We start from the raw sequence: 26,673 nt of genomic DNA on the forward strand, positions 1-26,673 counted from the left end.
ACCCCCAACCATGATCGGTTGGGGGTCTTCGACGTTCCTACCTGGAGCCCCCTGTCGGGTTCGAACCGACGACCCCCGCTTTACAAGAGCGGTGCTCTGGCCAGCTGAGCTAAGGAGGCAGCGAGTGCAGTGTAACCAACGGGGGAGGGAGGGGGGTCGGGAATCTCACGGGCATGGGAGGGCTGACAGATCGGGTGGGGGGAGGTAGCGTCGCTTGCGGTTCACCCTGGTGGACTAGACCTGAATCCTTCCTTTACTCGGATCGTCCGGCACGTTCCTGCCGGTGAAGGGACACATCACCATGGCTTCCGTCACTTTCGACAAGGCGACCCGGGTGTACCCGGGCGCGACCAAGCCGTCCGTCGACCAGTTGGACATCGAGATCGCCGATGGCGAGTTCCTCGTGCTGGTGGGGCCGTCCGGCTGTGGCAAGTCGACGTCGCTCCGCATGCTCGCGGGCCTCGAGGACGTCAACGCGGGCGCGATCCGGATCGGTGACCGCGACGTCACGCACCTGCCGCCGAAGGACCGGGACATCGCGATGGTGTTCCAGAACTACGCGCTGTACCCGCACATGACCGTCGCCGACAACATGGGCTTCGCGCTCAAGATCGCCGGCGTGAACAAGTCGGAGATCCGGGCGAAGGTCGAAGAGGCCGCGAAGATCCTCGACCTGACCGAGTACCTGGACCGGAAGCCGAAGGCGCTGTCCGGCGGTCAGCGCCAGCGTGTGGCCATGGGCCGTGCGATCGTCCGCGAGCCGCAGGTCTTCCTCATGGACGAGCCGCTGTCGAACCTCGACGCGAAGCTGCGCGTGTCGACGCGTACGCAGATCGCGGGCCTCCAGCGCCGTCTGGGCATCACGACGGTCTACGTCACGCACGACCAGACCGAGGCCCTCACCATGGGCGACCGCGTCGCCGTGCTGAAGGACGGTCTGCTCCAGCAGGTCGACTCCCCGCGCAACATGTACGACCGCCCCGCCAACCTCTTCGTGGCCGGCTTCATCGGCTCCCCGGCCATGAACCTGGTCGAGGTCCCGATCACCGACGGCGGCGTGAAGTTCGGCAACAGCGTCGTCCCGGTCTCCCGCGACGCGATCGCCGCCGCGGCCGCCAACGGCGACACCACGGTCACGGTCGGCGTCCGCCCGGAGCACTTCGACGTGCAGGGCCCGACGGGCAAGGACGGCCTGGCCGTCACCGTCAACGTCGTCGAGGAGCTCGGCTCGGACGGCTTCGTGTACGGCTCCACCCGCGTCGGCGGCGAGGACAAGGACCTGGTCGTCCGCGTCGGCGGCCGTGACGTCCCCGCCAAGGGCACCACGCTGCACGTCGTGCCGCGCGCCGACGAGCTGCACGTCTTCTCGACCTCGACGGGCGCCCGCCTCAGCGACTGAGACACCCGCCCTGGGCGCCCCGGCACCGGGGTGCCCGCGTAGCGCCGGACGGCCCCGCATCTGTTGCAGATGCGGGGCCGTCCGTTTAAACCGCCCACACCGGTACCGACAGCGGACTTACCCCGGAAAACCCCGGCATTCGGGGCCGGCGCCGGAACCCCGCGTCAACACGGGATTCGAAAAGGCGCCTCGAACCATCCCTCGCGAGAGTGACTAAATGTCGCCATATCACTACCGGCCGCTACGCTCGCCTCCGTGACCCACACTGCCCGCCGAATCGGCCGCTCTCTCGCCCTCGTCCTGCCCGTCGTCCTGGTGCTCTCGGGCACGCTCGCGGTGTCCGCGGTTCCGTGGGCCGGCGAGAACTCCGGAACCCAGCTGACGGCGTCCTCCTCGGGGGTCTCCGTCCGGGCCAAGTCCCGTGCCCCGCAGGATATTCTGCGCGACCAGCTCCTCGCGGAACTTCAGGAGAAGGACCCCGGCACGGCCCTCACGCACCTCCAGCGCGAGGTGGAGAACCGGCCGTCGCTCGCCAAGCACTGCTTCTCGATCGCCCGCGCCCTCGGCCGCGCCGCCGTCGAGCACTACGGCCCCTCCCGCGCCCAGTCGTTCTCCCGCCCGGTCTGCGACACCTCGTACGCGACCGGCGTCATGCGCGCCGGCTGAACGCCCACGCGCTGAACGCCCACGCGCTGAACGCCCACGCGCTGAACGCCCACGCGCTGAACGCCCACGCGCTGCACGGACACGCGCTGAACGTCCACGCGCTGCACGGACACCGGCCGGGCGCGGGCGGGCGGGCCGCCCTCCGGGCCCCGGCCCGCGCGCTGGGAGGCCCGAGGCGCACGGGGCGCCTATCGTTCCCCGTATGCACACCTCTCCGACGCAGGCCGTGGTCCTGGCGGGCGGCCAGGGCTCGCGGCTCCGCCCGTACACCGACGACCGCCCCAAGCCGATGGTCGAGATCCCCGGCACCGGGACCCCGATCATCGGCCATCAGCTTTCCTGGCTGGCCGCCGAGGGCGTGACCGACGTCGTCGTCTCCTGCGGCCATCTCGCCGAGGTGCTCCAGGAGTGGCTCGAGGGCGCGGATCTCCCCCTCAAGGTGACGACGGTCGTCGAGACCGAACCGCTCGGCCGCGGTGGCGGCCTGAAGTACGCCGCCACGCACCTGCCCGAGCCGGACCGGCCCTGGTACGCCACCAACGGCGACATCTGGACCCGCTTCTCGCTGCGCGAGATGGCCGCGTTCCACGCGGAGCGGGACGCCGTCGCGACGCTGGCGCTGGCCCGTCCGCGGATCCCGTGGGGCGCCGTCGAGACCGACACCTTCGGGCACGTCACCGACTTCATCGAGGCGCCGCCGTCGCCGTTCCTGATCAACGCGGGCGTGTACGTCTTCTCCGCGGCCTTCACGGAGCTCCTCCCGGACCTCGGCGACCACGAGCGGACCACCTTCCCCCGGCTGGCGCGCGAGCAACGCCTGGCCGGCTTCCCGCTGCCCCAGGGGGCGTACTGGAGGGCCATCGACACCGCCAAGGACCTCACCGAGGCCGCCAAGGAGCTGGCCGCTCAGCGGGCCTGACAGCGGGTCGCCTCCCCGACGGCCGGTCGCCTCGGGCATGAGCATGGACACGGACACGGACACGGCAAGCCGGTACGGGACGGCGAGCGGGCACACGTAAGGGCAGGCAGGCAGACAGACAGACAGACGTACGCACGCACGTGCAGACGTACCCACGTGCAAGGCATACCCACGTGCAGACGTACCCGCGTGCAGACATACCGGCGCCGGCCGCCAGGCGTACGAGAAGGGCGGCACCGCTCTCGAAGCGGTGCCGCCCTTTGCCGTGTCCGTGCGTCCCCGAGGTCAGCCGAGGAGGCCGCCGATCGGGTTCCTCGCGCCGCCCGAGGTCGAGCCGCTCTCGGTCGGGGTGCCGGTGGAGTCGCCGGTGCCGCCGCTCGACGAGCCGCCGCTGCCGCTGGGCGTGTCGCTGCTGGACGGCGGGGGCGCGGGCTTGGACTGGGTGGGCGTACGGCTGCTGGTGCCGCCGGTGCCGCTGCCCTGGGTCGCGGTCGGGCTCTGCGTGCGCGTGGACTGGCGGGTCTCGGTGGGCCGGGTGGCCTCCTGCGTCTCCTCGCGCTCCGCCGGGGCCTCGCTGGTCTCGACGGGTTTGGGGGCGGTGGAGGCGCTCGTGGAGGGCGCGCGGCGCTGCGGCTCGGTGGGGAGCGGCTGGCCGGGCAGGTGGTTGATCGGGTCGTCGTTGGGACCGGGGACGGTGACCATCTCGGTGGAGCGGACGGCGCCGCCGAGGACGGAGCCGACGAGGAGGGTGAGGCCGACGACGACGGAGGCGAGGAGGGTGCTGCGGCGGATGACGCGGCGTCGGAGGTCCCAGAGGTCGGCGCGGGGGCCGAGGGTGCGCCAGGCCTCGCCGGCGATGCGGCCGTCGAGGGAGTAGACGGGGGCGCCGGCGATGATCAGCGGGGACCAGGCGGCCAGGTAGATGATGTCGGCGGAGTCGTAGACCGGGACGGTCCGCCAGCTGACGGTCAGCAGGAGCGCGGCGGAGAGCAGGGCGCCGACGACGGCGGCCACGCGCTGCCAGAGGCCGAGGACGGTGAGGACGCCGACGACGACCTGGAGGAAGGCGACGGTGAGTCCGGCGCCGACGGGGTGCTGGAGGGCGAAGTCGCGGAGGGGTTCGGCGAGGGCCCAGGGGTGGAGCGAGTTGAGCCACTTGACCATGGAGCCGCGCTCGCCGCCGTCGAAGTAGACGGGGTCGCAGAGCTTGCCCATGCCGGCGTAGATGGAGATGAAGCCGAGGAAGACGCGGAGCGGGAGGAGCACCACGCCGAGGTTCATCCGGCGGCCGGGGTAGTAGGCGTGCCGGACGGTGTCGTTGCCGTGGCGGTGGGCGCCGCGGGTGGTGTGCGGCGCGTCCTGGTCGTACGGCTCGGTGGTCTCGGGCCGGAGCTCGTACACGTCGTCGTAGGCGCCCTCGGCGCGGCGCATGGGCGGCAGCAGGGGCGCGGAGTCGGCGGGCACCACGGGGGTGGGCATGGTGGTGTCGATGCGCGGGATGGCCTGCGTGTCGCCGGCGTCGTGGCCGGGGCGACCGCCGCGGCCGCCGACCGGTTCGAGCGTGGAGACGGACGACTCGCGTACGGCCTGGAGGAGACCGGTCGCGCCCGGTGCGGACTTGCCGGTCCACACGACGGGGCGGCGGCGGGGGCCGCCCGCTCCGGCGGCGGCTCCGGACAGGGCGGCGGTGCGGGCTCCGGCGCCGAACTTGGGCTGCGGGGCCGGCGCGAGCCGCACACGGAAGCTGGCGTGGTTCACGATCACCTGGGCGGGATCGGAATCCACCTTGACCATGCTCAGCGCCGGCTGATCGTCGAACCCCGGCCGGGGCGTTCTGGTGTCCACACTCATCTAACCGAGTGATCTGGGTTTAGGACACTGCCTTGACAGCTCGATAATGTCCGAGGCCCGTCAAGATCACGCCACGGCCGGGGGCCGGGGGTACGTCAGGTGCGGTGTCAGGCCATACGGCGGCGGGCGGCCTCGTAGAGCACGACGCCCGCGGCGACACCGGCGTTGAGCGACTCGGCGCCGCCCGGCATCGGGATGCGGACGCGGAAGTCGCAGGTCTCGCCGACGAGGCGGGACAGGCCCTTGCCCTCGGAGCCGACGACGATGACGACCGGGCCGGACAGCGCCTCCAGCTCGTGGACCTCGTGGTCGCCGTCGGCGGCAAGACCGACGATCGTGATGCCGGCCTTCTGGTACGCCTCCAGGCAGCGGGTGAGGTTGGTCGCGCGGGCGACCGGGGTGCGGGCGGCGGTGCCGGCCGAGGTCTTCCAGGCACCGGCGGTCATGCCGGCGGCGCGGCGCTCGGGGATGACGACGCCGTGCCCGCCGAAGGCGGCGACGGAGCGGACGACGGCGCCGAGGTTGCGCGGGTCGGTGATGCCGTCCAGAGCGACGATCAGCGGGTCCTCGTGGTCGTCGTAGGCGGCCGCGGCGAGGTCCTCGGGGTGCGCGTACTCGTACGGCGGGACCTGGAGGACGAGGCCCTGGTGGTTGAGGCCGTTCGTCATCCGGTCGAGCTCGGGGCGCGGCGCCTCCATGATGTTGATGTTGCCGCGGCCGGTGGCGAGGTTGAGGGCCTCGCGCACGCGCTCGTCGTTGTCGATGAACTGCTGCACGTACAGGGTCGTGGCGGGCACGCCGTCGCGCAGGGCCTCGAAGACCGGGTTGCGGCCGACGACCATCTCGGACAGGCCCTTGCCGCCGCGGCGGGCGACGGGCTTGCGCTTGGTCGCGTTCCGGGCCATCGCGTTGGAGACGCGGAACGCCTTGTGGCCCTTGCGGTCCTCGGCCTTGGGCGTCGGGCCCTTGCCTTCGAGGCCCTTGCGCCGCTGGCCGCCGCTGCCGATCGTCGCACCCTTCTTGTTGGACGTGCGACGGTTCCTGCGCTGGCTGTTCCCGGCCATGACTACCTGTTTCCTCTGATGCCTGCGTACACAAGTCTGTAACTGAAGTGTGCCGCCCGGAGGCCCGAGCGGCACGTCTTCTAACGGTTGCCCAGCGTCCAGCGGGGGCCGTCGGGGCTGTCCTCGATGGCGAGGCCGGACTGGTTGAGCTGGTCGCGGATCGCGTCCGCGGTCGTCCAGTCCTTGCGCTCGCGCGCCGACTCGCGCTGCTGGAGCACGAGCCGTACGAGGGTGTCGACGACGCCGTGGAGCTCCTCGCCGCCACCGGTCTCCTCGGCCCAGTGCGGGTCGAGCGGGTCCAGGCCGAGGACGCCGAGCATGGCGCGGACCTCGGCGAGGCGTGCGATGGCCTCGTCCTTGTCGTCCGCGGCGAGGGCGCTGTTGCCCTGGCGGACGGTGGTGTGGATGATCGCGAGCGCGTGCGGCACGCCCAGGTCGTCGTCCATGGCCTCGGCGAAGGCCGGCGGCACCTCGGCGGCGGGGGCGACGGGCGCCCCGGCCTTCTCGGTGGCGCGCTGGACGAAGCCCTCGATGCGGGCGAACGCCGACTCGGCCTCGCGCAGGGACTCCTCGCTGTACTCGATCATCGAGCGGTAGTGCGGGGTGCCCAGGTAGTAGCGGAGGACGATGGGGCGCCAGTTCTTCACCATCTCGGACACCAGCACGCTGTTGCCGAGCGACTTCGACATCTTCTCGCCGCTCATGGTGACCCAGGCGTTGTGCACCCAGTACGAGGCGAAGTCGTCGCCGAAGGCCTTGGCCTGCGCGATCTCGTTCTCGTGGTGAGGGAAGATCAGGTCGAGGCCGCCGCCGTGGATGTCGAAGGCGGAGCCCAGGTACTTGTGGGCCATGGCCGAGCACTCCAGGTGCCAGCCGGGACGGCCGCGGCCCCACGGGGTCTCCCAGTCGGGCTCGCCCGGCTTGGTGGCCTTCCACATGGCGAAGTCGCGGGGGTCGCGCTTGCCGGAGACGCCCTCGTCGGGCTGGCGGAGGTCGTCGATGTCCTGGTTGGACAGCTCCAGGTACCCGGGGAACGAGCGCACGTCGAAGTAGACGCTGCCGTCCGCCTCGTAGGCGTGGCCGCGCTCGATCAGACCCCGCATCATCTCGATCATCTCGGGGACGTGACCGGTGGCGCGGGGCTCGTACGTCGGCGGGAGGCAGCCGAGTGCCTCGTAACCGGCGTTGAACGCGCGCTCGTTCTCGTAGCCGATGGACCACCAGGGGCGGCCCTGCTCGACGCCCTTCCTGATGATCTTGTCGTCGATGTCGGTGACGTTGCGGATGAACGTGACGTCGTAGCCGCGGTACGCGAACCAGCGGCGCATGATGTCGAAGTTCAGCCCCGACCGGATGTGGCCGATGTGCGGGGCCGCCTGCACGGTGGCGCCACAGAGGTAGATCGAGACGCAGCCCGGCGTGAGCGGGGTGAAGTCACGGATCTGCCGGGCGCTGGTGTCGTACAGGCGAATAGTCACCACTCCAGGGTAGTGGGCGTGTGATAGTGCCCCGCGCCCGTTTCCCGGGGACGGGGCACGTTTTTCACGGCTGTCGGGGCGATACGGGGTACACGAGTGCGGTCGCGAGGGCGGCGAGGCCCTCGGCACGTCCGGTCAGGCCGAGCCCGTCGGTGGTGGTGCCGGAGACGGAGACGGGCGCGCCGGCCGCCTCGCTCAGGGCCTTCTGCGCCTCGTCGCGGCGCTTGCCGATCTTGGGGCGTACGCCGATGACCTGGACGGCGATGTTGCCGATCTCGTACCCCTCGGCGCGGACGATCCGGGCGGCCTCGGCGAGGAGGGTGACGCCGGCGGCGCCCGACCACTCGGGCCGGGAGGTGCCGAAGTGGGCGCCGAGGTCGCCGACGCCGGCGGCGGAGAACAGCGCGTCGCACGCGGCGTGGGCGGCGACGTCGCCGTCGGAGTGCCCGGCGAGGCCGTACCCGTCGCTGTCGGAGGCCTCCCACAGGAGGCCGGCGCACCAGAGTTCGCGGCCCTCCTCGAAGGCGTGGACGTCGGTGCCGATGCCGGTGCGGGGGATGAGCGGGTTCTCAGAAGCCATCGTTGGCCCTCCTGCGGGCGAGTACGGCCTCGGCGAGGACGAGGTCGAGGGGACGGGTGACCTTGAAGGCCTCTTCGTGGCCGGGCACGACGACGACGGGCGCGCCGAGCCGCTCGACCATGCCGGCGTCGTCGGTGGCGCCCTCGCCGGTGAGGGCGATGGTGGCGTGGGCGTTGACCAGGGTGTCGTGGTCGAAGCCCTGCGGGGTCTGGACGGCGCGGAGGCGGGCGCGGACCGGGGTGGCGACGACCTGCTCGGGGTCGCCGGGCTTCTCGGCCGGCTCGACCTCCTTGACGGTGTCGGCGACGGGCAGCGCGGGGACGACGGCGACGGCCCCGTCCCGTACGGCCTCGATGACGGCGTCCACGGTGTCGACGGGGACGAGCGGGCGGGCGGCGTCGTGCACGAGGACGGTGGTGATCCCCTCGGGGAGCGCCTTCAGGCCCAGGTGCACGGACTCCTGGCGGGTGTCACCGCCGGGCACGACCAGGTAGTCGGTCCGCTCGGGGAGGGCGTGGGCGTCGAGGAGGTTCTTGACCTCGGCGGCGCCGTCGGAGGGGGCGACCACGACGACCAGCGAGACCGCGCGGGAGGCGGCCATCGCGCGGACGGCGTGGATGAGCATGGGGGTGCCGTTCAGCGCGCGCAGCGCCTTCGGGGCGCCCGGGCCGAGGCGCACGCCCCGTCCGGCCGCCGGGATCACCACAGCGGTACGAGGAGGACGCACTTCGTCTGACATCGGTTGCACTCCGGCAGGTTTGTTTCCGCGGCCGACATGGGTATGGCCTCACCGTGCCGGACGCTCCGCCTTGACCGGGCCCTTTCCGTGACGACGGTCGAGGCGTTGCCGCCGAGCACAGGGGTTCGGACGTAACAGGGGGTGCGGGTTCCTTCTCAGCGGTGCACACACGTGTCCGTTTCCGTGTGCGTACGGCCGTGCGCACGCTCCGCAGGCGTACGCGGACATGCCGCAGCGCCCGACGACGGCACTGTGTGGATCACAGCACGCCAGCGGGCGCCGCGGCATCGCTTCACTTGGTCACGCGCTCGGACGTCGTCAGAGCACGCTCAGGACGCGAGGACCTCGTCGAGGAGAGCCTCGGCCTTGTCCTCGTTCGTGTTCTCCGCGAGGGCGAGCTCGCTCACCAGGATCTGCCGAGCCTTCGCGAGCATGCGCTTCTCACCTGCGGAGAGCCCGCGCTCGCGCTCGCGCCGCCACAGGTCGCGGACTACTTCGGCGACCTTGATGACATCGCCGGAGGCGAGCTTCTCGAGGTTCGCCTTGTAGCGGCGGGACCAGTTCGTCGGCTCCTCGGCGTACGGCGCACGCAGCACCTCGAAGACCCGGTCAAGACCGTCCTGCCCGACCACGTCGCGCACACCGACGAACTCCGCATTGTCCGCAGGCACGCGAACAGTCAGGTCACCCTGAGCGACCTTGAGCACCAAGTAGGTCTTGTCCACGCCTTTGATCTGGCGAGTTTCGATGGCCTCGATCAGCGCGGCCCCGTGATGGGGATAGACCACGGTGTCGCCAACCTTGAACGTCATGTGACAGGTACCCCTTCCGTGGCTATCCAGGGTAACACGGATTCGGCTTCTTCTGAATGGCGTTTTCGCAGGTCAGGGCATATCTCGGGGCTTGACAACGGCATCACGGACGTGCTGCGAAGGGCTTCCGGAAGGCGGTATTCGCAGGTCGGAGCGGCTGCGCGGACAGAGAGAAACGCGCACGTTACACATACCCGAGGCCCCTCGAGGCAGGCTCGATGTCCCGTTTTGTCGGGTTCGGGGTGGCCTTCTTCACCTACTCCGTTCGAGGATCGTCCACTCGTACGGATGCATCCGGGGGTGATTCCGCAATTGATCAGCCGACCCGGGTCGGGGATTTTCCGGAGGTACGACTCCGGGTAATGCGCGACGGCCCTCGAATTGATCAAGGCGGTTATGTGAACAACAGGTCAATGGGTCGTGATCCGGCCACGGTGAGCGATGGGCGACGAGGTCGGGCGACGCGCCGGGGCCGCCCCCGAGGCGCGCTCCGGGGCGCTCCCCCGGCTCGCTCCGGGCCGCCCCCGAGGCGCGCTTCGGGCGCTCCCGCGGCGCGCTCCGGGCCGCCCCCGCGGCGCGCTCCGGGACGCTCCCGCGGACGCCCGTGGCCGGTTAGGGGCGGGTCGGGTGCGGGACGGAGAGTGCGGCTCGGTAACCTAAGCGCGCTGACACACCTTTAGTTGTTCCATAGTTCCCACGCCCGTCCGTACGTCTAGGAGATGCCGCCGCCGTGAGCCGCAGCCTTCGACGCGGCGCCCTCGCCGCCACCGCCATCGTGTTCTCCATCGCCGCGCTGTCCGCCTGTGGTGCGGGCAACGACGCGCAGACGCTGGGAGTGCGGCCGGACAACGCCGCCGTCACCGTGGACGACGTCAAGATCCAGAACGCGCTGGTGATCACCCAGCCCGAGGCCCGCGTCAAGGGCCCGGCCGTCGTCTCGGCCACCGTCTTCAACAACGGCAACCTGCCGCAGGTCATCGAGTCGATCACCCTCCCCGGCACGGCCGGCACCGTGAAGCTGGCGGCGGCCGAGGGCTCCGGCCCGATCACCGTCCCGGCGCTCGGCTCCGTCGTCATCGGCGGCGAGGGCAACGCCTCAGCCGTCATCGAGAACGGCCTCGCCGAGGCCCGCACCGGCGGCGCCCAGAAGGTCGTCTTCAAGCTGAGCAAGACCGGCGACGTGGCCCTGAACGCCTTCGTCGTCCCGTCTGCCGGCTACTTCAAGGACTTCGGCCCGAGCATCGTCCCCGCTCCCCCGGGCTCCTCCCCGACCGCGTCGGCGAGCGCCTCCGCCGAGGGCGAGCACGGCGCGGGCGAGGGCGAGCACGGCACCGAGCCCTCGGGCGAGGCGACGACCGCCGGTCACTGACCGCGACCCGCACACGACGGAAGGGGCGCCCCCGGCCAGGGGGCGCCCCTTCCCGCGTACGCGCGCGCGGCCGGCCCGTGCTCCACGGCTTTACGGCCCTGACGGCCCCGCGGCTCTACGGCTCCACGGCCCGAGCCCTACGGCTCCACGGCCCGAGCCCTACGGCTCTACGGCTCTACGGCTCCACGGCTCTACGGCTCCACGGCTCCACGGTCTACGGCTCGAACTTGTAACCCAGGCCTCGGACGGTCACCAGGTAGCGGGGAGCGCCGGGGTCGGGTTCGATCTTGGCGCGGAGGCGCTTGACGTGGACGTCGAGGGTCTTGGTGTCACCGACGTAGTCGGCGCCCCAGACCCGGTCGATGAGCTGCATGCGGGTGAGGACGCGGCCCGCGTTGCGCAGCAGCATCTCCAGGAGGTCGAACTCCTTCAGCGGCAGGTCGACCTTGCCGCCGGAGACCGTCACCACGTGGCGGTCGACGTCCATGCGGACCGGGCCGGCCTCCAGGGCCGCCGGGGTGACCTCCTCCGGCTCGCCGCGGCGGCGGAGCACCGCGCGGATGCGGGCGACCAGCTCCCGCGAGGAGAAGGGCTTCGTCACGTAGTCGTCGGCTCCTATCTCCAGCCCGACGACCTTGTCGATCTCGCTGTCCTTGGCGGTCACCATGATGACCGGGACGTTCGAACGGCCGCGCAGCTGGCGGCAGACCTCGGTACCGGGGAGGCCCGGAAGCATCAGGTCGAGGAGGACGAGGTCGGCTCCGTTGCGCTCGAACTCGTCGAGGCCGTCGGGCCCGGTCGCCGCGACGGCGACCTCGAAGCCCTCCTTGCGGAGCATGTATGACAGGGCGTCGCTGAAGGATTCCTCATCCTCGACGACAAGCACTCGGGTCACGGAAGGACCTCCGGGGCGGGGAGCGGTTCGGTCATGAGATCTGGGGTGGGGGATGAGGCGGGCCGGCGGTCCCGTGCGGCGCCCGCCTCGGGCAGCCGCAGGGTGAAGGTGGAGCCCTGACCCTCGGTGCTCCACACGGTGACCTCGCCGCCGTGCGAGGCGGCCACGTGCTTCACGATGGCCAGGCCGAGCCCCGTACCGCCGGTGGCGCGGGAGCGGGCCGGGTCGACGCGGTAGAAGCGCTCGAAGACGCGCTCCTTGTCCTTGTCGGGGATGCCGATGCCCTGGTCGGTGACGGCTATCTCGATCAGGTCGCCGCCGGGCGCGGCGATCTTGCGTGCCGCGATGCCGACGCGGGTGTGGGCCGGTGAGTAGTTGACGGCGTTCTCGACGAGGTTGCCGAGGGCGGCGGCGAGCTGGCCGCGGCTCCCCCAGACCCGCAGGTCGGCGGTCCCACCGGACGCCATGGTGATCTGCTTGGTGGAGGCGGTGTGCCGCGAGCGGTCGATCGCCTCGGCGACGAGCTCGTCCACGGACACCGGCTCGGAGTCCTCCAGCGGGTCGTCGTTCTGCACGCGGGAGAGGTCGATGAGCTCCTGTACGAGGTTGGTGAGGCGGGTCGCCTCGATCTGCATGCGGCCGGCGAAGCGGGTGACCGCCTCGGGGTCGTCCGAGGCGTCCATGACCGCCTCGGAGAGCAGGGAGAGCGCGCCGACGGGGGTCTTGAGCTCGTGGCTCACGTTGGCGACGAAGTCGCGCCGTACCGCTTCGATGCGGCGGGCCTCCGTCAGGTCCTCGACGAGGAGCAGCACGAGTCGCGAGCCCAGCGGGGCGACCCGGGCGGAGACGGCGAGGGCCTCGCCGCGTCCGGTGCCGCGCCGGGCCAGGTCCAGCTCGACCTGGCGTATCTCTCCGTCGCGGCGGGTGTCGCGGGCCATGTTGAGCATGGGCTCGACGGCCAGCTTCCCGCCCCGGACCAGACCCAGCGCGTACGCTGCCGAGCTGGCCTTCACCACGGAGTCGCTCTCGTCGAGGACGACCGCGGAGGAACGCAGCACGGACAGCACGGTGTCGACGCCGGGCGGGAGCACGGCGTCGGTGTGCAGGGAGGTACGGGTGGGGCGCGCGTGGTCGCGTTCGCTCCAGCGGAACGCCAACATGGCGATCACGCCGGTGCACACTCCGGCGATCGCTGCCAATGCGGCGACCGCCGCGTTCACGTCCATGCCCTCAAGGTTATGCGGGGCGACGGACACTCTCCCAGCCGTCCGAGTGGCTGCTCGAACAGTCGTCGCCCAGAGTTCACCGTGGAGACGGGGGTGGTTCATTTGCCCCGGCGGCGGCGGTGGCGCACGTCGCCCAGAGTTCACCTGGGGGAAAGTGACGGTTCACGTCAGGTGTCGGAACCGGACGCGTAGGGGGCCGAACGTGGCAACGTGGGGGTCCGAGCCCCACCCGGACCCCGGAGCATTGCGTAGAGAGGGACACCATGCGGGACGCGTACCACGAGGAACTGGACTCGATCGGCGAGAGCCTGGTCGAGATGGCCCGACTCGTCGGGTCGGCGATCGGGCGCGCCACGACGGCGATGCTCGACGCGGATCTGAAGCTCGCGGAGAGCGTGATCGCGGCGGACCAGAAGGTCGACGACCTCCAGCACGACCTGGAGGCGCGGGCGATAGCTCTGCTCGCCCGCCAGCAGCCGGTGGCGACGGATCTGCGGATCGTGGTGACCTCGCTGCGGATGAGCGCCGACCTGGAGCGCTCGGGCGACCTCGCCCAGCACGTGGCCAAGCTGGCGCGGCTGCGGTTCCCGGACACGGCGGTGCCGCGGGACCTCCACGCGACGATCCTGGAGATGGGACAGCTGGCGCAGCGCCTGATGGCGAAGGCGGCGGAGGTCATCATCACCAAGGACGTCGACCTGGCGCTCCAGCTGGAGCAGGACGACGACGAGATGGACCTGCTGCACCGGACGCTCTTCCAGCACCTGATGGACGACCGCTGGAAGCACGGCATCGAGACGGCCGTCGACGTGACGCTGCTCGGCCGCTACTACGAGCGGTTCGCCGACCACGCGGTCTCCGTCGCCAAGCGCGTCGTCTACCTGGTGACCGGCGAGCACGCCGACGAACTCCAGGCGGCGGACGCGCCGGTCGAGGGCGCGTAGCCGCAACGCGGGCGCGTGGCGGGTCCGGCGCGGGGTCGGTCGTGCGCGGCCGGTCCTGCATGGACGCGTGGGGGCGCATCGGCGCATGGGCTTCGATGCGCCGTTGATGCGCCCGTGCGCGTGGGCATGCAATGAGGGGAGGCGACACTCGCCTCGAAAGGGAGGGACCCTCATGGCCGAATCCCCGATGTCCCCGATGACGACCGAGTCCGGCGCGGAGACGCCGCGCGAGGCGGTGTTCCTACCGGTGCTCGGCGCCTGCGGCTGCGGCTCGGGCTGCGGCTGCGGCTGCCAGTCGGGCTCGCCGTGCCAGTGCGGGGGCTGCTCGGGCTGACCCGGTGAGGGGTGGGGCGCGGTGACGAACGCGCCCCGCCCCGCCGCTCACCCGATGTCGAGCACGCCGACCGTCTGGCCTCCGCTGACCTCGCCGGTCGTACGGAAACCCAGCCGGCGGTAGAACTCGCCGGGCCCGTCCTCTCCCGGCTCCCAGGTCACGTACAGCCGCCGTGCCCCGCGCCGCAGCAATTCGTCGCGTACGGCCTCGACGGCGAACCTCCCGTACCCCTTCCCCTGTCCTTCTGCGGCGATGTTGAGGCGCCAGAGGCCGCTGCGGCGGTCGGCGGGGTCCTTCTCCTCGTTCCACGGGATGTCGAGGAAGGCCATCACGAAGCCGACGAGCTCATCGCCGTCGAAGACCAGGCGCGGCCAGGCCGTGTCCCCCCAGGCGTACGCCTCCGCCAGGGAGCTCACGACGGGCGCGACGTTGTGCTCCTGATGGGGATGGACGCGCAGGGCGAGTGCGGCGTCGACGTTGGCGGGGGTGACCGGCTCCAGCCGGAGCGCCGAACCGGCACCGGGTGTGTCCGGGCGGGAGGCGGGCGTGTCCGGGCCGGAGGCGGGCGTGGCCGGGCCGGAGGCGTTGGTGTGGGGCGTGCTCGTGTCGGGTGGGGTCGTGTCGGGTGTGGTCGTACGGGGCGTGCTCATGCGCCGGACGGTAACGATTGATCGCGAACTCGGCCCGCGAATATCGGGCCGCGCCAGGATGGGCCCATGACTGCCTGGCCGCGCCGCCTGCTCCTGACCGCCGCCGTGCTTCCCGCGCTCGCCGGCTGCACCGTGCCCGTCGCCGGGGTCACGGGCGTTTCCGTGACGGCGGACGGGGACCTCCTGGGCGTGATCCGGATGTGTCACGGCCGGATCGACGGGGCGCTGCTGTACCCCGACGACGGCGACGCCCCCGGCACCCCGGAGACCACGGCCTTCTGGGACCACGACACCCCGGTCACCGGGTTCACCAGCTGGTCGCTGGCCTCCCCCGCCGACGGCTGGACGGCGGGGAAGGCCCCGGGCCGGCTCGTCCCCGGGCAGTCGTACGGCTTCTACGGCTGGACCGAGGACCACTCCTGGTCCTCGGGCTCGGTCCACTTCACGACGGCCGACCTGGCGAAGCTCGTACCGGGTCAGGTGCGGTACGAGTACGGGGACGAGGTCAGGACGGTCTCCCTGGACGACTTCCGCGCGAAGGCCTGCGAGGACTTCTGACGACCGGCCCCCTGCGGCAGGGGGCCGGAGCCGGGACCCTCCGCTAGCGGAGGAACACCACCGAACGGAGCTTCAGGCGGTCCGAGGCCGGGCGGCCGTGGGGGCGCAGGGTCCAGGAGTCGCCCGTGCAGTCGGGCTCGGTGAAGACGACCGCGAAGTCGTCCGTGTCGTTGTGCGGTGCGAAGGCGGGCGCGGAGGAACCCGGGTCGGCGGCCTCCGGAATCGTGACGCACACACCGCTCGCCGGGTCGTGCAGCGTGACCCACTGCTGGTCGCCGCTGATGCCGACGAACCGGTAGGAGAAGTCGCCGGTCGCGGCGTTCGCGGGCGTGGCCAGGGTGGCGGTGAGGGCGAGCGCGCCGCAGACGGCGGCGACGGAATGACGGAGACGCACGAAGGTTCTCGTTTCGGTGGAGACGACCAGGGTCACCCCACCCCTAGCCCCTCGCCCCACCCGCCAAGCGGCGCACCACAGCCGGAAGGTTTCACCGTCACCCGTCCGGCCGACGCCGGACCGCTACGGGGTGAAGACCTGCTCAAGGCGGTGGATGGCCCAGTCGTCACCGGTCTCGTACCGGAACACCAGCCCCGAGTCGGGGTGCGCGCCGACCCAGTCGATCAGCTCCTGGACCCCGATCCGCTGGTTCTCGGTGCTCGCGACGATCGGGTCGGTGACGGTGACGTACGCGGCCTGGTCGAGGGCCCAGCGGCTCTCCTCACCGCTCACGACGAACGGCCCGCCGTCGGTGTCCGCCCCGCCGCATCCCCAGGCCCCGTGCTGGATGACGAGGTTCACCTTGCCGGTGCTGCCGTCCAGCTCCTCGATCCGGTACAGCGCGAACTCGTCGGGGTCGTAGTCCTCCGGCTCCGGCGGCCCGTCGACACAGTCGGCGCCGGGCGCCTCGGTCGTCGCCCTCGGCTTCGGCTTCGGCCCTCCGGTCTTCTTCGCCGGCACCTTCGCCGGCGTCTTCACACCCGGCGTGGCGTCACCCGTCGCCGACGGCTCGTCCACCGGCGCCTCGCTCATCTCGACGACCCCGGGCCCGTCGGCCGTGGCACTCGCACCCGGCACCCCGTCCCCCGCAGCGGCCCCACCCTCCTGACACCCGGTGAGCACCGCGGCCAGCGCCACCGCGGCCAGCGCGACGAAAGCAGGTCTGAATCGATCGACGTTCACAACCAGGTCCCCCACTCCACCGGCGCCCGCCCCACGGCCACGCCCCCACCCGGAACGTAGCAACCCCCCACTCCCACCACACCCCCTCCACCCACCATGTCACCGACCTGCGACACCCCCACGACACCCACGGAACAACGCCGAACCCCCCGCCCACCGAGAACCGGTGAACGGGGGGCCGAAGGTGACTGCGCTGTGCCGGGGTTACTTCTTGCCCTGGGTCTGAAGGGCCCGTTTTTCAGCCCTGGTCAGAGGGACGAGCACCTCAAGTGACCTGCGGTCGAGCGGTCGTTGTTGGTCGCTGTCGGTCGTCGCCGGTCGCCGTCGGAGGGCCCAGCTCGGGCCCGCCCTGACCTGTGCTTTCAATGCGGACGCTAAACAGTTTGTCCGCCGTCCACTAGCGTCCGCTCCCCTCTAAGAGCATCACCGCAGTTCAGAGCCCTGTTAGAGGGAATCAGGTCGCGGACGCTGACCCCTCCTGCTACACCGGCCCTCTCCCGTCGAGCAAGTACGGAAAGCCCTCCGAGAAGAGTCCACGGCCCGCCCAGTCCGGCGTGGCCGACCCGCCTCCACGAGGTAGATCACAGCCGCACGAGCCTGCCGCGATGTGCCGGTTAACCCATTAACGAGACCTGGACAAGACTCGGACAGCCAGACGTTCGCGCAGGTCACAGCGCTGGGCAACCCGGACAGATTTCGATGCGACTCGGACGGGCGCGTCCGGGTTGACCCCTGCGGCGTCCAGGTTCCGAGCCATTCCGACCTCCCCTAAATCAGAACAAATAGGGGTACCCGTCCGGGTTACGTCCAGGTCTATATGGGCGATACGGGAACGGGTACCTGGGAAGTCGAGCCGGCACAAGCAAGAGGAGCACCCCGGGCCGCCGCGCCGGTGTGCTCCTCTTGTTGTTCAGCGGCAACGCCGCCCCGGGGGACGGGCCGCGCGGCGCGTCCGTTCGCGCCCTGAGGGCCCCTGAAGGCCACTTCGCAGCTGCCGAATTCACGCCCTCGCGTTCGGCTGCCTAAGGCATGCCCGGCCTCAGGCGTCAGGCGATTTTGTCCCACGTATAGCCCGGGTTGTACACCGAGGATTGCTGAACAGGGGCGAAGGCTGCACGCCAGTCGCCGGTGGCCCGGTAGAGGTAGAGGGAGTCGTTGGCACCGGAGTGCGGGAGGGCGTTGATGCCGCCGAGGAGGTCGGGGCGGCCGTCTTTGGTGACGTCGCCGGCGCCGATGAGCCAGCCGTAGGTGTTCCAGCCGCCGCCGATCTTCGTGCGCGGGGCGAATGTGCCGTCGCCCTTGCCCAGGTACTGCCAGAGCACGCCGGACTTGTCACGGGCGACCAGGTCGCCGGCCGCGCCGCCCGCGATGTCGCCGACGGCGGTCAGCTCGTTGTAGATGTTCCAGCCCGTACCGATCTTCTTGCGGGCGGTGAAGGGGGTGCTGGCGTTCCCGGTGCCGGGGTACAGCCACAGGCCGCCGGATTTGTCGGTGGCGATCACGTCCGCACGGCCGTCGTTCGTCAGGTCGCTGCCTGCCGCGATCTTGTCGTAGATCTGCCAGCCGGTGCCGACCTTGGTCCGGGTGGCGAAGCCGCCTCGCCCGTTGCCCTGGTACAGCCAGAGCACGCCGGATCTGTCACGGGCCAGGAGGTCGCCGACCGCCGTTCCGCCGAGGTTGCCGGTCGCTTCGATCTGATCGTAGATCTCCCAGCCTCGGCCGATGAACTGGTGGAACTCCTGGTCCAGCGTGCCGCCGGCGTAAATGGTGGTGTCGGTCCGCCACAGCCCGCCGTGGTCGTCGCGCCGGATGATGTCGAGCGAGCCGTTGTCGTTGAAGTCGTGTGGTGCGGTCTTGCGGACGAGCTTGAAGGAACCGGAGGCTTGGAAGTCGAGAGGGGTCCCGTTGAGGGTCTCGGCCGTGAGCGTCCACGTGTAGTCACCGTTCGGGACGTCACCGATGTTGCTGGCGTGGGCATCCCAGAAGAGGGTGAAGGTGCCGGGATTGCCCCCGTCGGCAAGGAGGTGCTTGGTCGTGATCCCGGTCCGCGTGTGGCGCAGGACCACCGTGGCCCATCCGGCCCCGGTGAGCGTCCAGTTCATCTCGAAGTATGTCTTGGTGCTCAGATCGATGACGGAAGGCACGGTGTGCCGGACGAGCGTGACGCCGTCCTCAGCGGAGGTGGGGCCCACAGCCGCCACCACGTCCACGCTGAAGGGGGATGCAGACGCCGGGGTGCTCACCGCACCGGCGCCGAACGTTACGGCAAGCACAGTGGTGATGGCGGCACAGAGCCGCCGCCGGGTCACGCGGACATAGGACACGTTTAGTTCCCCCTCGAAGACACCAGACGCATCACGCGCCCCACTCATGTGGGACGCGCGAGAGAGCAGAAAGTTGTACAGGACGAGCCGGCCCTGCGGGAGCGGGCCAGGCATCCCGGCCTTCTCGGAATTCAATTCCGGATAGCCTCGCCGGGATTCGAACCCGGGTTTCCGATTCCGGGCGAACCGGAGACCGGTGTCCTTGGCCACTGGACGACGAGGGACGCACGCACCCTACGCGCTGGCCAGGAGCGGGACAGCCTCTATTCCGCCGGGTGGAGATCCGGCGCTCCTCAGCGCCGAGTTCAGCGACGGCCAAGGCGTCGGGTGAGGGCGCTTCGCCCTCGGCCCTACCCCTCAGGAGCGTCTTGATGGACGGGCCCTGAGGAGAGCTCTCCCCAGGTCCCGCCTGGAATCAGAGGGCGTGGATGCGCGCCGGCGGTCCGCCTGTGACCAAGCGGCTGCTCTTCACCGGCCCCCTGGGTGGGCACGTCTGGCGCACGTCACTGAACGAGGACCACTGGAAGCCGGCACTGGCCAAGGTGGGCGTCATTCCCACGGCGAAGAGCCGGGAGCACACCGCCGCGCGGGAGCAGGGCATGCATGCCCTGAGGCACTTCTACAGGGCCCTGAGGCCTGACGGCTCTCCGCGCTGAGGGCCCAGGGTGGGCCCAGAGAGCGAAAATGCCCCCGATCTGTGCCGTATGCACAGGTCAGGGGCATGATCACTTTTCTTACTTCTTCTTGCCCTGGGTCTCACCAACCGGCTTTTCGAGCTGGGACGTTGCTCGCGGGCAAGCCTCTGACCTGCGGTCGAGTGGTTGTCATTGGTGGACGTTGGTGAGCTCCAGGAACCCTTTGACGGCCCAGAGACGGCCCCGGCCCCGGCCGCCGGCGCGCGTCAGGACGAAGAGCAAGAAGGACCGCCCTGCCGGGCGGGCGACCTCCGGGCGCCCACGGCGCCGGTTGGCACGGGCGCGTTGGCGGCGAGTGATCTCTTCCCATCGAGACGGCGGCGAGCGGGCCCCAAGGGGACGCACTCCACCGAGAGAGGCGCAACCAAGGCATTCCAAGGGGCGAGGACGGGCCGTACGTACCCGCCACCGCCCGCCCTTGGAAAGCCTCTCTTCCCTCACTCGCTAGAGAGTTAAGAGAAAACAGCGTCCGCAGCGTCCGCAGGTCACTCCGAACACGCCCTGACCTGTACTTTCATCTCGGACGCTAAGCGGCTTGCTTACCGTCCGCTAGCGTCCACAGCGTCCGCGAGGTCCCACTCCCTCCCAGCGCTTTTCTGCAGGTCAAAGCACCCTTGGAGGGGAGAGGATTGCGGACGCTGGGCTCGCCGGTTGCGGTCGCACGGACAAGAGGAGCACGCCCCGCCCGGGTGCTCCTCTTGCCTGTGCGAGAGCGACAGTGGCGGCGCGAGTTGCGGTCGCGGTCCCCGCTGAACGGGTGCGGGAGGTGCTCCGGGGAAGAGCCCACGGCCCACCTCGGGGCGCGTCTCGCGGAGCAGAGCGCAGCCACGCGAGGGTGCCGTTATATGCCATTTAGGCTGATCCGGAGACCCGGACGGGACCCTGGCGGCTCCACGTTTACGCAGTTCACAGCGTTGGGCAACCCGGACGCTTTTCGGCTCGACCCGGACAGACGCGTCCGGGTCGAGCCCTTCAGCGTCCGGGTCTCCAGCTCTCTCGCCCTACCGCAAACAGGGACAAACCATGACACCCGTCCGGGATACGTCCGGGTCGAAATGGCCGCTTTGTCGGATTACGACAATGCCGGGTTCTGCGGTGATCACGGCACGGACGACAGGGACCGGCGTTCGCCCGGCGCCCGCCGGGGCACCCCTGAGCAGGAGCGTCGAGCCAAACCGCCTTAGGCTGCACGATCATGTTCGAGTTTTGGAAGGTCGTGCCGGACGACGAGCGGCAGCATTGGACGATGGACCCGTTCGCGAGCGTGGGTCCACTGCGTTTCGGCATGACTCCCGCCGAGGTGTCGGACGTGTTGAGCGAGGTCACGGAAGAGCGCCAGGGGCTCTGGCGGAGCTATCCCGCAGGAGATGCATGCACCTCCGTGATCGACCGGGGTGACTACCGGGAGTTCGGCCTACGCCTCTACTACGGAGACGAGAAGCTCAAGGGCGTCGCGGTCGACGCGCTGTGCGGACCACAGGTCCACGCGGACGGTGTGGCTTTGGTGTGTCGTGTCCCGTCCGTGCTGGAGCACTGGATGATCGAACGCGCCAAGGCCCTGGAGCCAGAAGTAGACCTGACGTACATGGACCTCGGAATGCCCGGCTCGGATTCCCTGGGTGTGGTGCTCAACGTGCAGCGGGCAGGCGACCACTTGGTGACGCGACCGGTGTTCTTCCCCAGCGAAGGACTGGACGACCTCTCCCACTTCCTCCCCCGCGAGGCATGGGCAATCCACCACTGAGCGACCGCCCCGGGGCGCCTCCCGGGCGCCGCACGGTGTGGTTGCAACCGACTCCTCACGCACGCCAGGCCCCGTCGTAGCCCCTCCCGGTCACTCCGTCCGGAGCGACTAGACCAGAGGTTCGCGGCTGCCAGTCGAGCCCGAGCAAAGAAGTGCCCCTCGACTGCCTCTCGAACAGGCACAGCCCAATTCCCGCCTGGGCTGAGGCCGCCCGCCGTGGCCTCTTCAACCGTCCCCTGGTCGGCCGCGCAGCACTGCTAGACCTAGCAGCCTTGCCTGCTAGGTCTAGCAGGTGTGCTAGCAGCAAATCTGCGCGCTGACATGGGAACTAGCGGCTAGCACCCCGCCTGCAGCCCGGCGTCTTCCAGGGCTTTCAGCACCGAATCGGGGTCACCCTCGTAGGTGAGGTGGGGCTCGTCCGGCCCGGGCGGGACGAACCTCGTTCGGTAGCGGACGAGGTCGCTCTCGGAGAAGTAGATCGAGTTCGGATCCGCTTCGTGCCGGGTGTTCCGCTCGCTCACCCTCGACCAGAGTTCTTCGTGGCTCACCCCGAGGTAGACGAGCACGGGCAGCCCTCCGGCATCCGTCGCGATCGCCTGCCATCGGGCCCGGTCCTCAGGGGTCCAGAACCCGTGGTCGACCACCACGTTGCGGCCCGCCCGGAGTTCCTCGCCAAGTTCCACGGCGATCTCTTCGAGCACCGGGCGCTCCAGGGTCGGGAAGGTGCCGCGGGGGAAGTCGACGCCGTACACGCCGTGCCGACGGAACATCTCCTCGTCCGGGCACAGCCGGACGAACCCGCGCGCCGTGAGCGCGCGGGAGAGCGTCGTCTTACCCGAGCCGGGAAGCCCCGCCATCAGGACGCAGAACGGTCCCGGGGCCGCGTCCGCCATCACTGCGCGAGCTCCGATTCCGTGAGCCACGTCCGGCCGGGGGCGCCGAGGTCCACGCCGTACTCCACTACGTGGTCCCCGCTGTCGACGAACTTCGCGGTCATCACGACCACCGGTGCCGCGGGCGGGTTCGCGGGGTCCAGCTCCAGGAGCTCCGCGTCCGCCGGCGTCAGGAGTCGGGCCGACGCCGTGTCGATCCGGCGGGTGATCGGCCGCCCCGTGGCCTGCGCGATGAGCTGGAGGGACGTTCCGCCGGACAGACGCGCGCTCTCTGCCAGCTGGGGGACGAGCTTCCCGTACTGCACCGGGATCCACGACGTGGAGTGCGCGACGATGCCGTGCCGGTCGCGGTAGACGCGGCGGCGGCGGATCACCTCCACGCCGGGCTCGATGTCCAGCACCTGTGCCACATCGGCCGGCGCCGGGACCACGGCCGCTTCGTGGGAGTCGGATCGTTCACCCGCTCCCCAGCTCGACCCGCTACGACGGCCCCGGTCCTGACGCTGCGCGCCGGAGGACATGGGGGCGGGACGGTCGATCACCTCGGTACCGATGCCGTGGATACCTCGGACGAGCCCGTCGGTGCGGAGCTTCCGGAGCGCCTTCTCGGCGGTCGCGGTGCTGACGCTCCACTCCTGGGAGAGGGTCTTGATGCTGGGCAGCAACTCGCCCGGCTGAAGCTGGCCGGACGTGATCAGTTCCTCGTAGTGCGCGGCAATCCGTGCGTACGGCGCCCGATGGCCGGCCTGATCCGACACCACGTCAACTCCCTTGCTCATTGGATGCGTTCCCTAGCGTACCGCTTGACACCCTAGGGTGCCCTAGGGAACCTTAGGGATGTGCCCGCCGGTCGGATCGATCGGAGGAGCACGACAGCGCCGTGCCTGGGCGCTGATCGCACGAAAGCCCTGATCAGAAGACCAGGGCTCTCGCAGGGAGCGGCTTCCTACCGCCAAGCAGACCGCCGCTCCCCGACCCTCGAAGGGGTACTTCCATGATGCACGGAAACGAAGCGAACGCGGCCTTACGGCAGGGAAACGGTCCGTGTGGACGGCGGCTGAAGCAGGGGGAGGACATCCCACTGACGCCGGCGCAGTCCGCGCGGCTGGCGGAGCTGTACGAGGCGCACTCGGCCTCGGTGCGACGGTACGCGTTCTCGCGGCTGCGGTCGGACCGTCGGGCCATGGGCGGTGCCCATGACCTGGCCGAGGACATCGCCCAGAACGTTTGGCTCGGCATCGCCCGGACCATCGCCAATGACGTGCTCGGCGACGAGGCCACCGACATCGAAGCGGCGCGGGGCCTGCTGTTCTTCCGGGTGAAGCAGGAGATCGGCAAGTACTTCCACGTGTCCCGCAACAACGAGCGGATCATCGACTGGACGGACCCGGTCACCTGCAACATCTACTGCCCGCTCGTGCCGGACAGCTGCGCACTGATGGAGCTGCCCGGCTACCTGGCTGACATGGTGGCGGGGCTGCCCGACGCGGAGCGCGAGGCGCTGCTGCTGAAGCTGGACGGGCTGCACCCCTCGCTGATGGCGGAGCACCTGGAGTGCAGCGACGCGACCGCCGCCCGCTTGGTCGACGCCGCTGTGCTGCTGCTCAAGCTCGACAACCCCAGCCTGTCCGGCCCGGCGGCCATGCAGGGGGGCCTGGACGAGTGGGAGCGCATGGCGCTGGCCGAGCTGAGCGAGGTCAAGCGTGAGGCGCTGCTGCGTCTCGATGCGGAGTCCCGGCGGATCCTGCTGCTGAAGGCGCAGGGCCTGACCGTTCACGAGATCGCCAAGCGGCTTGGCGTGACGTGGGACAAGGCGGCCGGTGCGGCCCGCTGCGTGAGCGTGCTGCGGCCGTCCACGGGCAAGAAGACCTCCGCCCCGCGCAAGACCGGGGTGCGGCGCAAGGAGTCGAAGGCCTCGCGGCTGGCCGAGACGCTGCGCCACGAGGTGGCCCGGATGCAGCCCGGCGAGCGACTGCCCCGGCGGATCGAGCTGAAGGCCCGCTACGGCGTCTCCACGTCGACCGTGGATGACGCGTGGGCGATCCTGCGGCGCGAGGGGCTGATCGAGTCCAACGGCGTCCAGGGCTACCGCGTCACGATGGACGTCTCCCGTCTGGCGGTCGCCGCGTGAGCCTGCACGCCCGCCCTCACCTCAGTGCTGCCCGTCGTCGCAGCCGCAAGGCGCAACTCGCGGCCCGTGACGGCTGGCGGTGCGTCTACTGCCGGCACCGCTTCCGGGACCTGCGGGAGGCGACGATGGACCACGTCGTGCCGATCTCGCTCTACCGGACCTGGTCCGCGAACGCCCTCGTGCTCGCCTGCCAGCCCTGCAACCACATCAAGGCCGACCGACTGTTCCTGTCGCTCGCGCTGCTGCTGGTCTGGTCGACCGACACCGCGTCCAACGGTGTTCAGTCGACCGGCGACCCGACCGACCCGACGCCCCCGGAGTCCGACCCGTCGGCCGACCCGGAGCCGATCGAGTTGGGCCCGGACGGGGTCGACTGGCTGATGCTCTCGCGGATCGTTCACGCCCGTTCATCGGCCGCACGGTCTACCCCTGACCGGGCAAAGCAGCATGAACCGGCCGAGCGTCGCGTACGGGTCGGCCGACTCGACCACCGGCGGCGTACGGCCCGGATGAACACCTGTGAGCAGTCGACCGATCGAGGGGTGAGCGCGTGAACAGCACCACCAAGCCGGTGAACGGAACCGCCCGACCGATCGACCCTGACCGGCCGACCGGCCCGGCGCCCGTGAACACCGGAAGGGGGACCGTGAACAAGCGCCCGCCGGCCGATGACGGCGGGAAGAAGCCGTCAGCCGCCGTGCGGCTCGTGCAGCTGGCCCGCGAGCGGTACCGGTTCGTCATGTCGACCGACGGACGGCCCTACGCGGTCGCGATCGACGGCCCGAACATCGCCCTACCCCTGCGCGGCCGGTCCGGCGTGCGGCAGCGCCTGGCCCGCCTGTACGCCGACACCTTCGAGGGCGACGTTGCGTCGCAGTCCGCGCTCGCGGACGCCATGACCGTGCTGGAGGGCATCGCCGAGGACAACGACCCGGTGCCGGTGCACCTGCGGGTCGGGCACGACGAGGCCGGAACCCTGGTGGTCGACCTCGGCACCGCCGACGGCCGCGCGGTGACCGTGTCGGCCGGCGGCTGGGAGATCGTGGAGCGTTCCCCGGTCCTCTTCCGCCGCTCCGGGGCCATGGCGCCGATGCCGACCCCGATCCTGGTCGGCGACGGGCTCGCGATGTTCTACGGGTTGCTGAACATGGACGAGTCCTCGTTCCGGCGGCTGGTGGCGTGGACGATCGCCGCGTGGATCCCGACGATCCCGCACCCGGTGCTCACGCTGAAGGGCGAGCAGGGCACGGCCAAGTCGAAGACCGCGCAGATGGTCGTCAACCTGGTCGACCCCTCCCCGGCCGCGAAGCGCTCCCAGCCGCGGGACGCCAAGGCGTGGTCCACGCAGGCGTTCAACTCCTGGGCCCTGTGTCTGGACAACGTCTCCGTGCTGCCGCAGTGGCTCTCCGACACCCTGTGCAAGGCCGTGACCGGCGACGGGATCGTGGACCGGGCCCTCTACACCGACGACGACGTTGTGGTCCTCTCCTTCCGGCGGGTGCTCGCGATGACGACGATCGACGCCGGAGCTCTCGCCGGGGACCTCGCCGAACGGCTGCTGCTCCTCGACCTCGAACTGATCGACGACAGCAAGCGCCGCTCGGAGGAGGAGCTGGACACCGCCTTCGCGGCTGTGCGCCCGGCCGTCCTCGGCTCGCTCTTCGACCTCCTCGCAGCCGTGCTCGTCGTGCTGCCGGGCGTGAAGCTGGAGACCATGCCGCGCATGGCCGACTTCGCCCGCGTGCTCGCCGCGGTCGACCAGGTCATGGAGTGGAACACCCTGGACGACTACCTCGCCGCGTCCGCGAACGTCGCCGGAGACGCCCTGGAGGGCGACCCGTTCGGCTCCGCGCTCGCCGCCCTGGTCGAACGGTGCGGGACGTGGACCGGGACCGCAGCCCAACTCTTGGAGCAGGTCCCGCCGCCGGGCGGCATCCGGCCGCCCACGTGGCCCAAGGACGCCACCCGCGCCGGCGGGAAGGTCAAGCGCCTCGCCCCGCTCCTGCGGTCGATCGGCATCACCGTGGACGACACGCAACGCAGCCAGGACCGGCACCGCAGCCGACTCCTCGTCCTGACCCGGACCGACCTCCCCGAAGAGACAGCGTCCACACCGGACCAGGGGCCCCTGTGGCCGGACGTGACCCCGATCGGACAGGGCCGCAGGGCCCCCGACCTGGACTGACGAGCCGGACCGGGCCGCACACCAGCGGCCCGGACACGGC

Annotated in this window: 25 protein-coding genes, 2 tRNA genes and 1 pseudogene; 12 read left to right on the forward strand and 16 right to left on the reverse strand. The window is 70.6% G+C overall.

The features are described 5' to 3' along the window. Positions 1-42 precede the first annotated feature (42 nt). Positions 43-119: transfer RNA gene (locus OO54_RS16065), tRNA-Thr, on the reverse strand. Between the two features lie 182 nt (positions 120-301). Between OO54_RS16065 and OO54_RS16070 the strand changes: the two genes are divergently transcribed. From OO54_RS16070 to OO54_RS16080, 3 genes are all read left to right on the forward strand, one after another. After that, positions 302-1,399 carry an ABC transporter ATP-binding protein gene (locus OO54_RS16070; RefSeq protein WP_017242442.1) on the forward strand — a complete coding sequence of 366 codons (1,098 nt, stop codon included), beginning with the start codon at positions 302-304 and terminating at the stop codon, positions 1,397-1,399. A gap of 255 nt (positions 1,400-1,654) precedes the next feature. Next, on the forward strand, positions 1,655-2,065 hold the full coding sequence (locus tag OO54_RS16075) for a hypothetical protein (RefSeq protein ID WP_033203712.1): 411 nt from the start codon (positions 1,655-1,657) through the stop codon (positions 2,063-2,065). 202 nt (positions 2,066-2,267) lie between these two features. Beyond that, the gene (locus OO54_RS16080; protein WP_033203713.1) at positions 2,268-2,984 is read left to right on the forward strand and encodes a nucleotidyltransferase family protein; all 717 of its coding nucleotides are present in this window, start codon (positions 2,268-2,270) and stop codon (positions 2,982-2,984) included. Between the two features lie 285 nt (positions 2,985-3,269). Here OO54_RS16080 and OO54_RS16085 read toward each other — a convergent pair whose 3' ends face one another. The 6 genes from OO54_RS16085 to OO54_RS16110 all read right to left on the reverse strand — a co-directional run bounded on the left by OO54_RS16085 (position 3,270) and on the right by OO54_RS16110 (position 9,508). Further along, on the reverse strand, positions 3,270-4,835 hold the full coding sequence (locus tag OO54_RS16085) for a DoxX family membrane protein (protein WP_033203715.1): 1,566 nt from the start codon (positions 4,833-4,835) through the stop codon (positions 3,270-3,272). A 107-nt stretch (positions 4,836-4,942) separates the two neighbouring features. Next, positions 4,943-5,899 carry a 23S rRNA (guanosine(2251)-2'-O)-methyltransferase RlmB gene (rlmB, locus tag OO54_RS16090; RefSeq protein WP_033203717.1) on the reverse strand — a complete coding sequence of 319 codons (957 nt, stop codon included), beginning with the start codon at positions 5,897-5,899 and terminating at the stop codon, positions 4,943-4,945. An 80-nt stretch (positions 5,900-5,979) separates the two neighbouring features. Beyond that, positions 5,980-7,377: a cysteine--tRNA ligase gene (gene cysS, locus OO54_RS16095; protein ID WP_033203719.1), complete on the reverse strand. Its 1,398-nt coding sequence runs from the start codon at positions 7,375-7,377 to the stop codon at positions 5,980-5,982. Between the two features lie 64 nt (positions 7,378-7,441). Further along, positions 7,442-7,957 (reverse strand): 2-C-methyl-D-erythritol 2,4-cyclodiphosphate synthase, encoded by a 516-nt coding sequence (ispF, locus tag OO54_RS16100; RefSeq protein ID WP_033203720.1) that lies wholly within the window; start codon positions 7,955-7,957, stop codon positions 7,442-7,444. Beyond that, positions 7,947-8,696 carry a 2-C-methyl-D-erythritol 4-phosphate cytidylyltransferase gene (ispD, locus tag OO54_RS16105; protein WP_017242435.1) on the reverse strand — a complete coding sequence of 250 codons (750 nt, stop codon included), beginning with the start codon at positions 8,694-8,696 and terminating at the stop codon, positions 7,947-7,949. Before ispD ends, ispF begins: the two co-directional genes overlap by 11 nt. A 329-nt stretch (positions 8,697-9,025) precedes the next feature. Further along, entirely contained in the window at positions 9,026-9,508 is a 483-nt protein-coding gene (locus tag OO54_RS16110; protein ID WP_003953493.1) for a CarD family transcriptional regulator, read from the reverse strand. A gap of 730 nt (positions 9,509-10,238) precedes the next feature. On the opposite strand from OO54_RS16110, the gene OO54_RS16115 reads away from it, so the two are divergent. Further along, positions 10,239-10,877 (forward strand): hypothetical protein, encoded by a 639-nt coding sequence (locus OO54_RS16115; RefSeq protein WP_033203721.1) that lies wholly within the window; start codon positions 10,239-10,241, stop codon positions 10,875-10,877. 214 nt (positions 10,878-11,091) lie between these two features. On the opposite strand, the gene phoP is transcribed toward OO54_RS16115, so the two are convergent. Both phoP and phoR read right to left on the reverse strand, forming a co-directional pair. Further along, positions 11,092-11,763, reverse strand: a complete 672-nt coding sequence (gene phoP / locus OO54_RS16120) for a two-component system response regulator PhoP (RefSeq protein WP_465270246.1) — start codon at positions 11,761-11,763, stop codon at positions 11,092-11,094. A 5-nt stretch (positions 11,764-11,768) separates the two neighbouring features. Beyond that, a complete protein-coding gene (gene phoR, locus OO54_RS16125; protein ID WP_033203722.1) occupies positions 11,769-12,998 on the reverse strand; it encodes a two-component system sensor histidine kinase PhoR in 1,230 nt (409 codons plus the stop codon). A 263-nt stretch (positions 12,999-13,261) separates the two neighbouring features. Here phoR and phoU point away from each other — a divergent pair, with 263 nt between their 5' ends. Then, positions 13,262-13,942 (forward strand): phosphate signaling complex protein PhoU, encoded by a 681-nt coding sequence (gene phoU, locus OO54_RS16130; protein ID WP_033203724.1) that lies wholly within the window; start codon positions 13,262-13,264, stop codon positions 13,940-13,942. A gap of 172 nt (positions 13,943-14,114) precedes the next feature. Then, complete coding sequence (locus OO54_RS46395) at positions 14,115-14,276, forward strand: hypothetical protein (protein WP_167348139.1); 162 nt, start codon at positions 14,115-14,117, stop codon at positions 14,274-14,276. 47 nt (positions 14,277-14,323) lie between these two features. On the opposite strand, the gene OO54_RS16135 is transcribed toward OO54_RS46395, so the two are convergent. Further along, positions 14,324-14,776, reverse strand: a complete 453-nt coding sequence (locus OO54_RS16135; protein ID WP_033203865.1) for a GNAT family N-acetyltransferase — start codon at positions 14,774-14,776, stop codon at positions 14,324-14,326. A gap of 216 nt (positions 14,777-14,992) precedes the next feature. On the opposite strand from OO54_RS16135, the gene OO54_RS16140 reads away from it, so the two are divergent. After that, positions 14,993-15,484, forward strand: coding sequence for a hypothetical protein (locus tag OO54_RS16140; protein ID WP_033203725.1), 492 nt, complete (start codon positions 14,993-14,995; stop codon positions 15,482-15,484). A gap of 43 nt (positions 15,485-15,527) precedes the next feature. Here the strand turns inward: OO54_RS16140 and OO54_RS16145 are convergent, their stop codons facing one another. The 4 genes from OO54_RS16145 to OO54_RS16160 all read right to left on the reverse strand — a co-directional run bounded on the left by OO54_RS16145 (position 15,528) and on the right by OO54_RS16160 (position 19,207). After that, entirely contained in the window at positions 15,528-15,878 is a 351-nt protein-coding gene (locus OO54_RS16145; protein WP_033203866.1) for a hypothetical protein, read from the reverse strand. 123 nt (positions 15,879-16,001) lie between these two features. Next, a complete protein-coding gene (locus OO54_RS45880) occupies positions 16,002-16,661 on the reverse strand; it encodes a hypothetical protein (protein WP_157856487.1) in 660 nt (219 codons plus the stop codon). A gap of 1,046 nt (positions 16,662-17,707) precedes the next feature. After that, the gene (locus tag OO54_RS16155; protein ID WP_234439618.1) at positions 17,708-18,862 is read right to left on the reverse strand and encodes an FG-GAP repeat domain-containing protein; all 1,155 of its coding nucleotides are present in this window, start codon (positions 18,860-18,862) and stop codon (positions 17,708-17,710) included. A 265-nt stretch (positions 18,863-19,127) separates the two neighbouring features. Further along, positions 19,128-19,207: transfer RNA gene (locus tag OO54_RS16160), tRNA-OTHER, on the reverse strand. Positions 19,208-19,410: 203 nt separating this feature from the next. Between OO54_RS16160 and OO54_RS16165 the strand changes: the two are divergent. After that, a pseudogene (locus OO54_RS16165) lies at positions 19,411-19,626 on the forward strand (site-specific integrase); the annotation flags it as partial. Positions 19,627-20,875: 1,249 nt separating this feature from the next. After that, entirely contained in the window at positions 20,876-21,424 is a 549-nt protein-coding gene (locus OO54_RS43625; protein ID WP_051786980.1) for a hypothetical protein, read from the forward strand. A gap of 335 nt (positions 21,425-21,759) precedes the next feature. Here OO54_RS43625 and OO54_RS16175 read toward each other — a convergent pair whose 3' ends face one another. Further along, positions 21,760-22,317 (reverse strand): P-loop nucleotide/nucleoside kinase family protein, encoded by a 558-nt coding sequence (locus OO54_RS16175; protein ID WP_078905217.1) that lies wholly within the window; start codon positions 22,315-22,317, stop codon positions 21,760-21,762. Then, positions 22,317-23,096 (reverse strand): GntR family transcriptional regulator, encoded by a 780-nt coding sequence (locus OO54_RS16180; RefSeq protein ID WP_418953289.1) that lies wholly within the window; start codon positions 23,094-23,096, stop codon positions 22,317-22,319. The genes OO54_RS16175 and OO54_RS16180 overlap by 1 nt, the downstream gene beginning before the upstream one ends. 404 nt (positions 23,097-23,500) lie before the next feature. On the opposite strand from OO54_RS16180, the gene OO54_RS16185 reads away from it, so the two are divergent. The 3 genes from OO54_RS16185 to OO54_RS41565 are packed head-to-tail and all read left to right on the forward strand — an operon-like array spanning position 23,501 to position 26,633. After that, on the forward strand, positions 23,501-24,448 hold the full coding sequence (locus OO54_RS16185) for a GntR family transcriptional regulator (protein ID WP_157856488.1): 948 nt from the start codon (positions 23,501-23,503) through the stop codon (positions 24,446-24,448). Then, positions 24,445-25,002: an HNH endonuclease gene (locus tag OO54_RS16190; RefSeq protein ID WP_051786981.1), complete on the forward strand. Its 558-nt coding sequence runs from the start codon at positions 24,445-24,447 to the stop codon at positions 25,000-25,002. The genes OO54_RS16185 and OO54_RS16190 overlap by 4 nt, the downstream gene beginning before the upstream one ends. After that, complete coding sequence (locus OO54_RS41565; protein ID WP_106970033.1) at positions 24,999-26,633, forward strand: ATP-binding protein; 1,635 nt, start codon at positions 24,999-25,001, stop codon at positions 26,631-26,633. Before OO54_RS16190 ends, OO54_RS41565 begins: the two co-directional genes overlap by 4 nt. The last annotated feature ends 40 nt before the right edge of the window (positions 26,634-26,673 follow it).

It is taken from the genome of Streptomyces wedmorensis, from assembly GCF_000716445.1.
Taxonomy (GTDB): domain Bacteria; phylum Actinomycetota; class Actinomycetes; order Streptomycetales; family Streptomycetaceae; genus Streptomyces; species Streptomyces wedmorensis.

Coding starts and splice junctions, on each gene's coding strand:
- OO54_RS16070 (WP_017242442.1), top strand. CDS start 302: ATGGCTTCCGTCACTTTCGACAAGGCGACCCGGGTGTACCCGGGCGCG.
- OO54_RS43625 (WP_051786980.1), top strand. CDS start 20,876: ATGTTCGAGTTTTGGAAGGTCGTGCCGGACGACGAGCGGCAGCATTGG.
- OO54_RS16175 (WP_078905217.1), bottom strand. CDS start 22,317: ATGGCGGACGCGGCCCCGGGACCGTTCTGCGTCCTGATGGCGGGGCTT.
- OO54_RS16085 (WP_033203715.1), bottom strand. CDS start 4,835: ATGAGTGTGGACACCAGAACGCCCCGGCCGGGGTTCGACGATCAGCCG.
- OO54_RS16080 (WP_033203713.1), top strand. CDS start 2,268: ATGCACACCTCTCCGACGCAGGCCGTGGTCCTGGCGGGCGGCCAGGGC.
- OO54_RS16185 (WP_157856488.1), top strand. CDS start 23,501: ATGGGCGGTGCCCATGACCTGGCCGAGGACATCGCCCAGAACGTTTGG.
- OO54_RS46395 (WP_167348139.1), top strand. CDS start 14,115: ATGGCCGAATCCCCGATGTCCCCGATGACGACCGAGTCCGGCGCGGAG.
- OO54_RS16110 (WP_003953493.1), bottom strand. CDS start 9,508: ATGACGTTCAAGGTTGGCGACACCGTGGTCTATCCCCATCACGGGGCC.
- OO54_RS16140 (WP_033203725.1), top strand. CDS start 14,993: ATGACTGCCTGGCCGCGCCGCCTGCTCCTGACCGCCGCCGTGCTTCCC.
- OO54_RS16180 (WP_418953289.1), bottom strand. CDS start 23,096: ATGAGCAAGGGAGTTGACGTGGTGTCGGATCAGGCCGGCCATCGGGCG.
- phoU (WP_033203724.1), top strand. CDS start 13,262: ATGCGGGACGCGTACCACGAGGAACTGGACTCGATCGGCGAGAGCCTG.
- ispD (WP_017242435.1), bottom strand. CDS start 8,696: ATGTCAGACGAAGTGCGTCCTCCTCGTACCGCTGTGGTGATCCCGGCG.
- ispF (WP_033203720.1), bottom strand. CDS start 7,957: ATGGCTTCTGAGAACCCGCTCATCCCCCGCACCGGCATCGGCACCGAC.
- rlmB (WP_033203717.1), bottom strand. CDS start 5,899: ATGGCCGGGAACAGCCAGCGCAGGAACCGTCGCACGTCCAACAAGAAG.
- phoR (WP_033203722.1), bottom strand. CDS start 12,998: ATGGACGTGAACGCGGCGGTCGCCGCATTGGCAGCGATCGCCGGAGTG.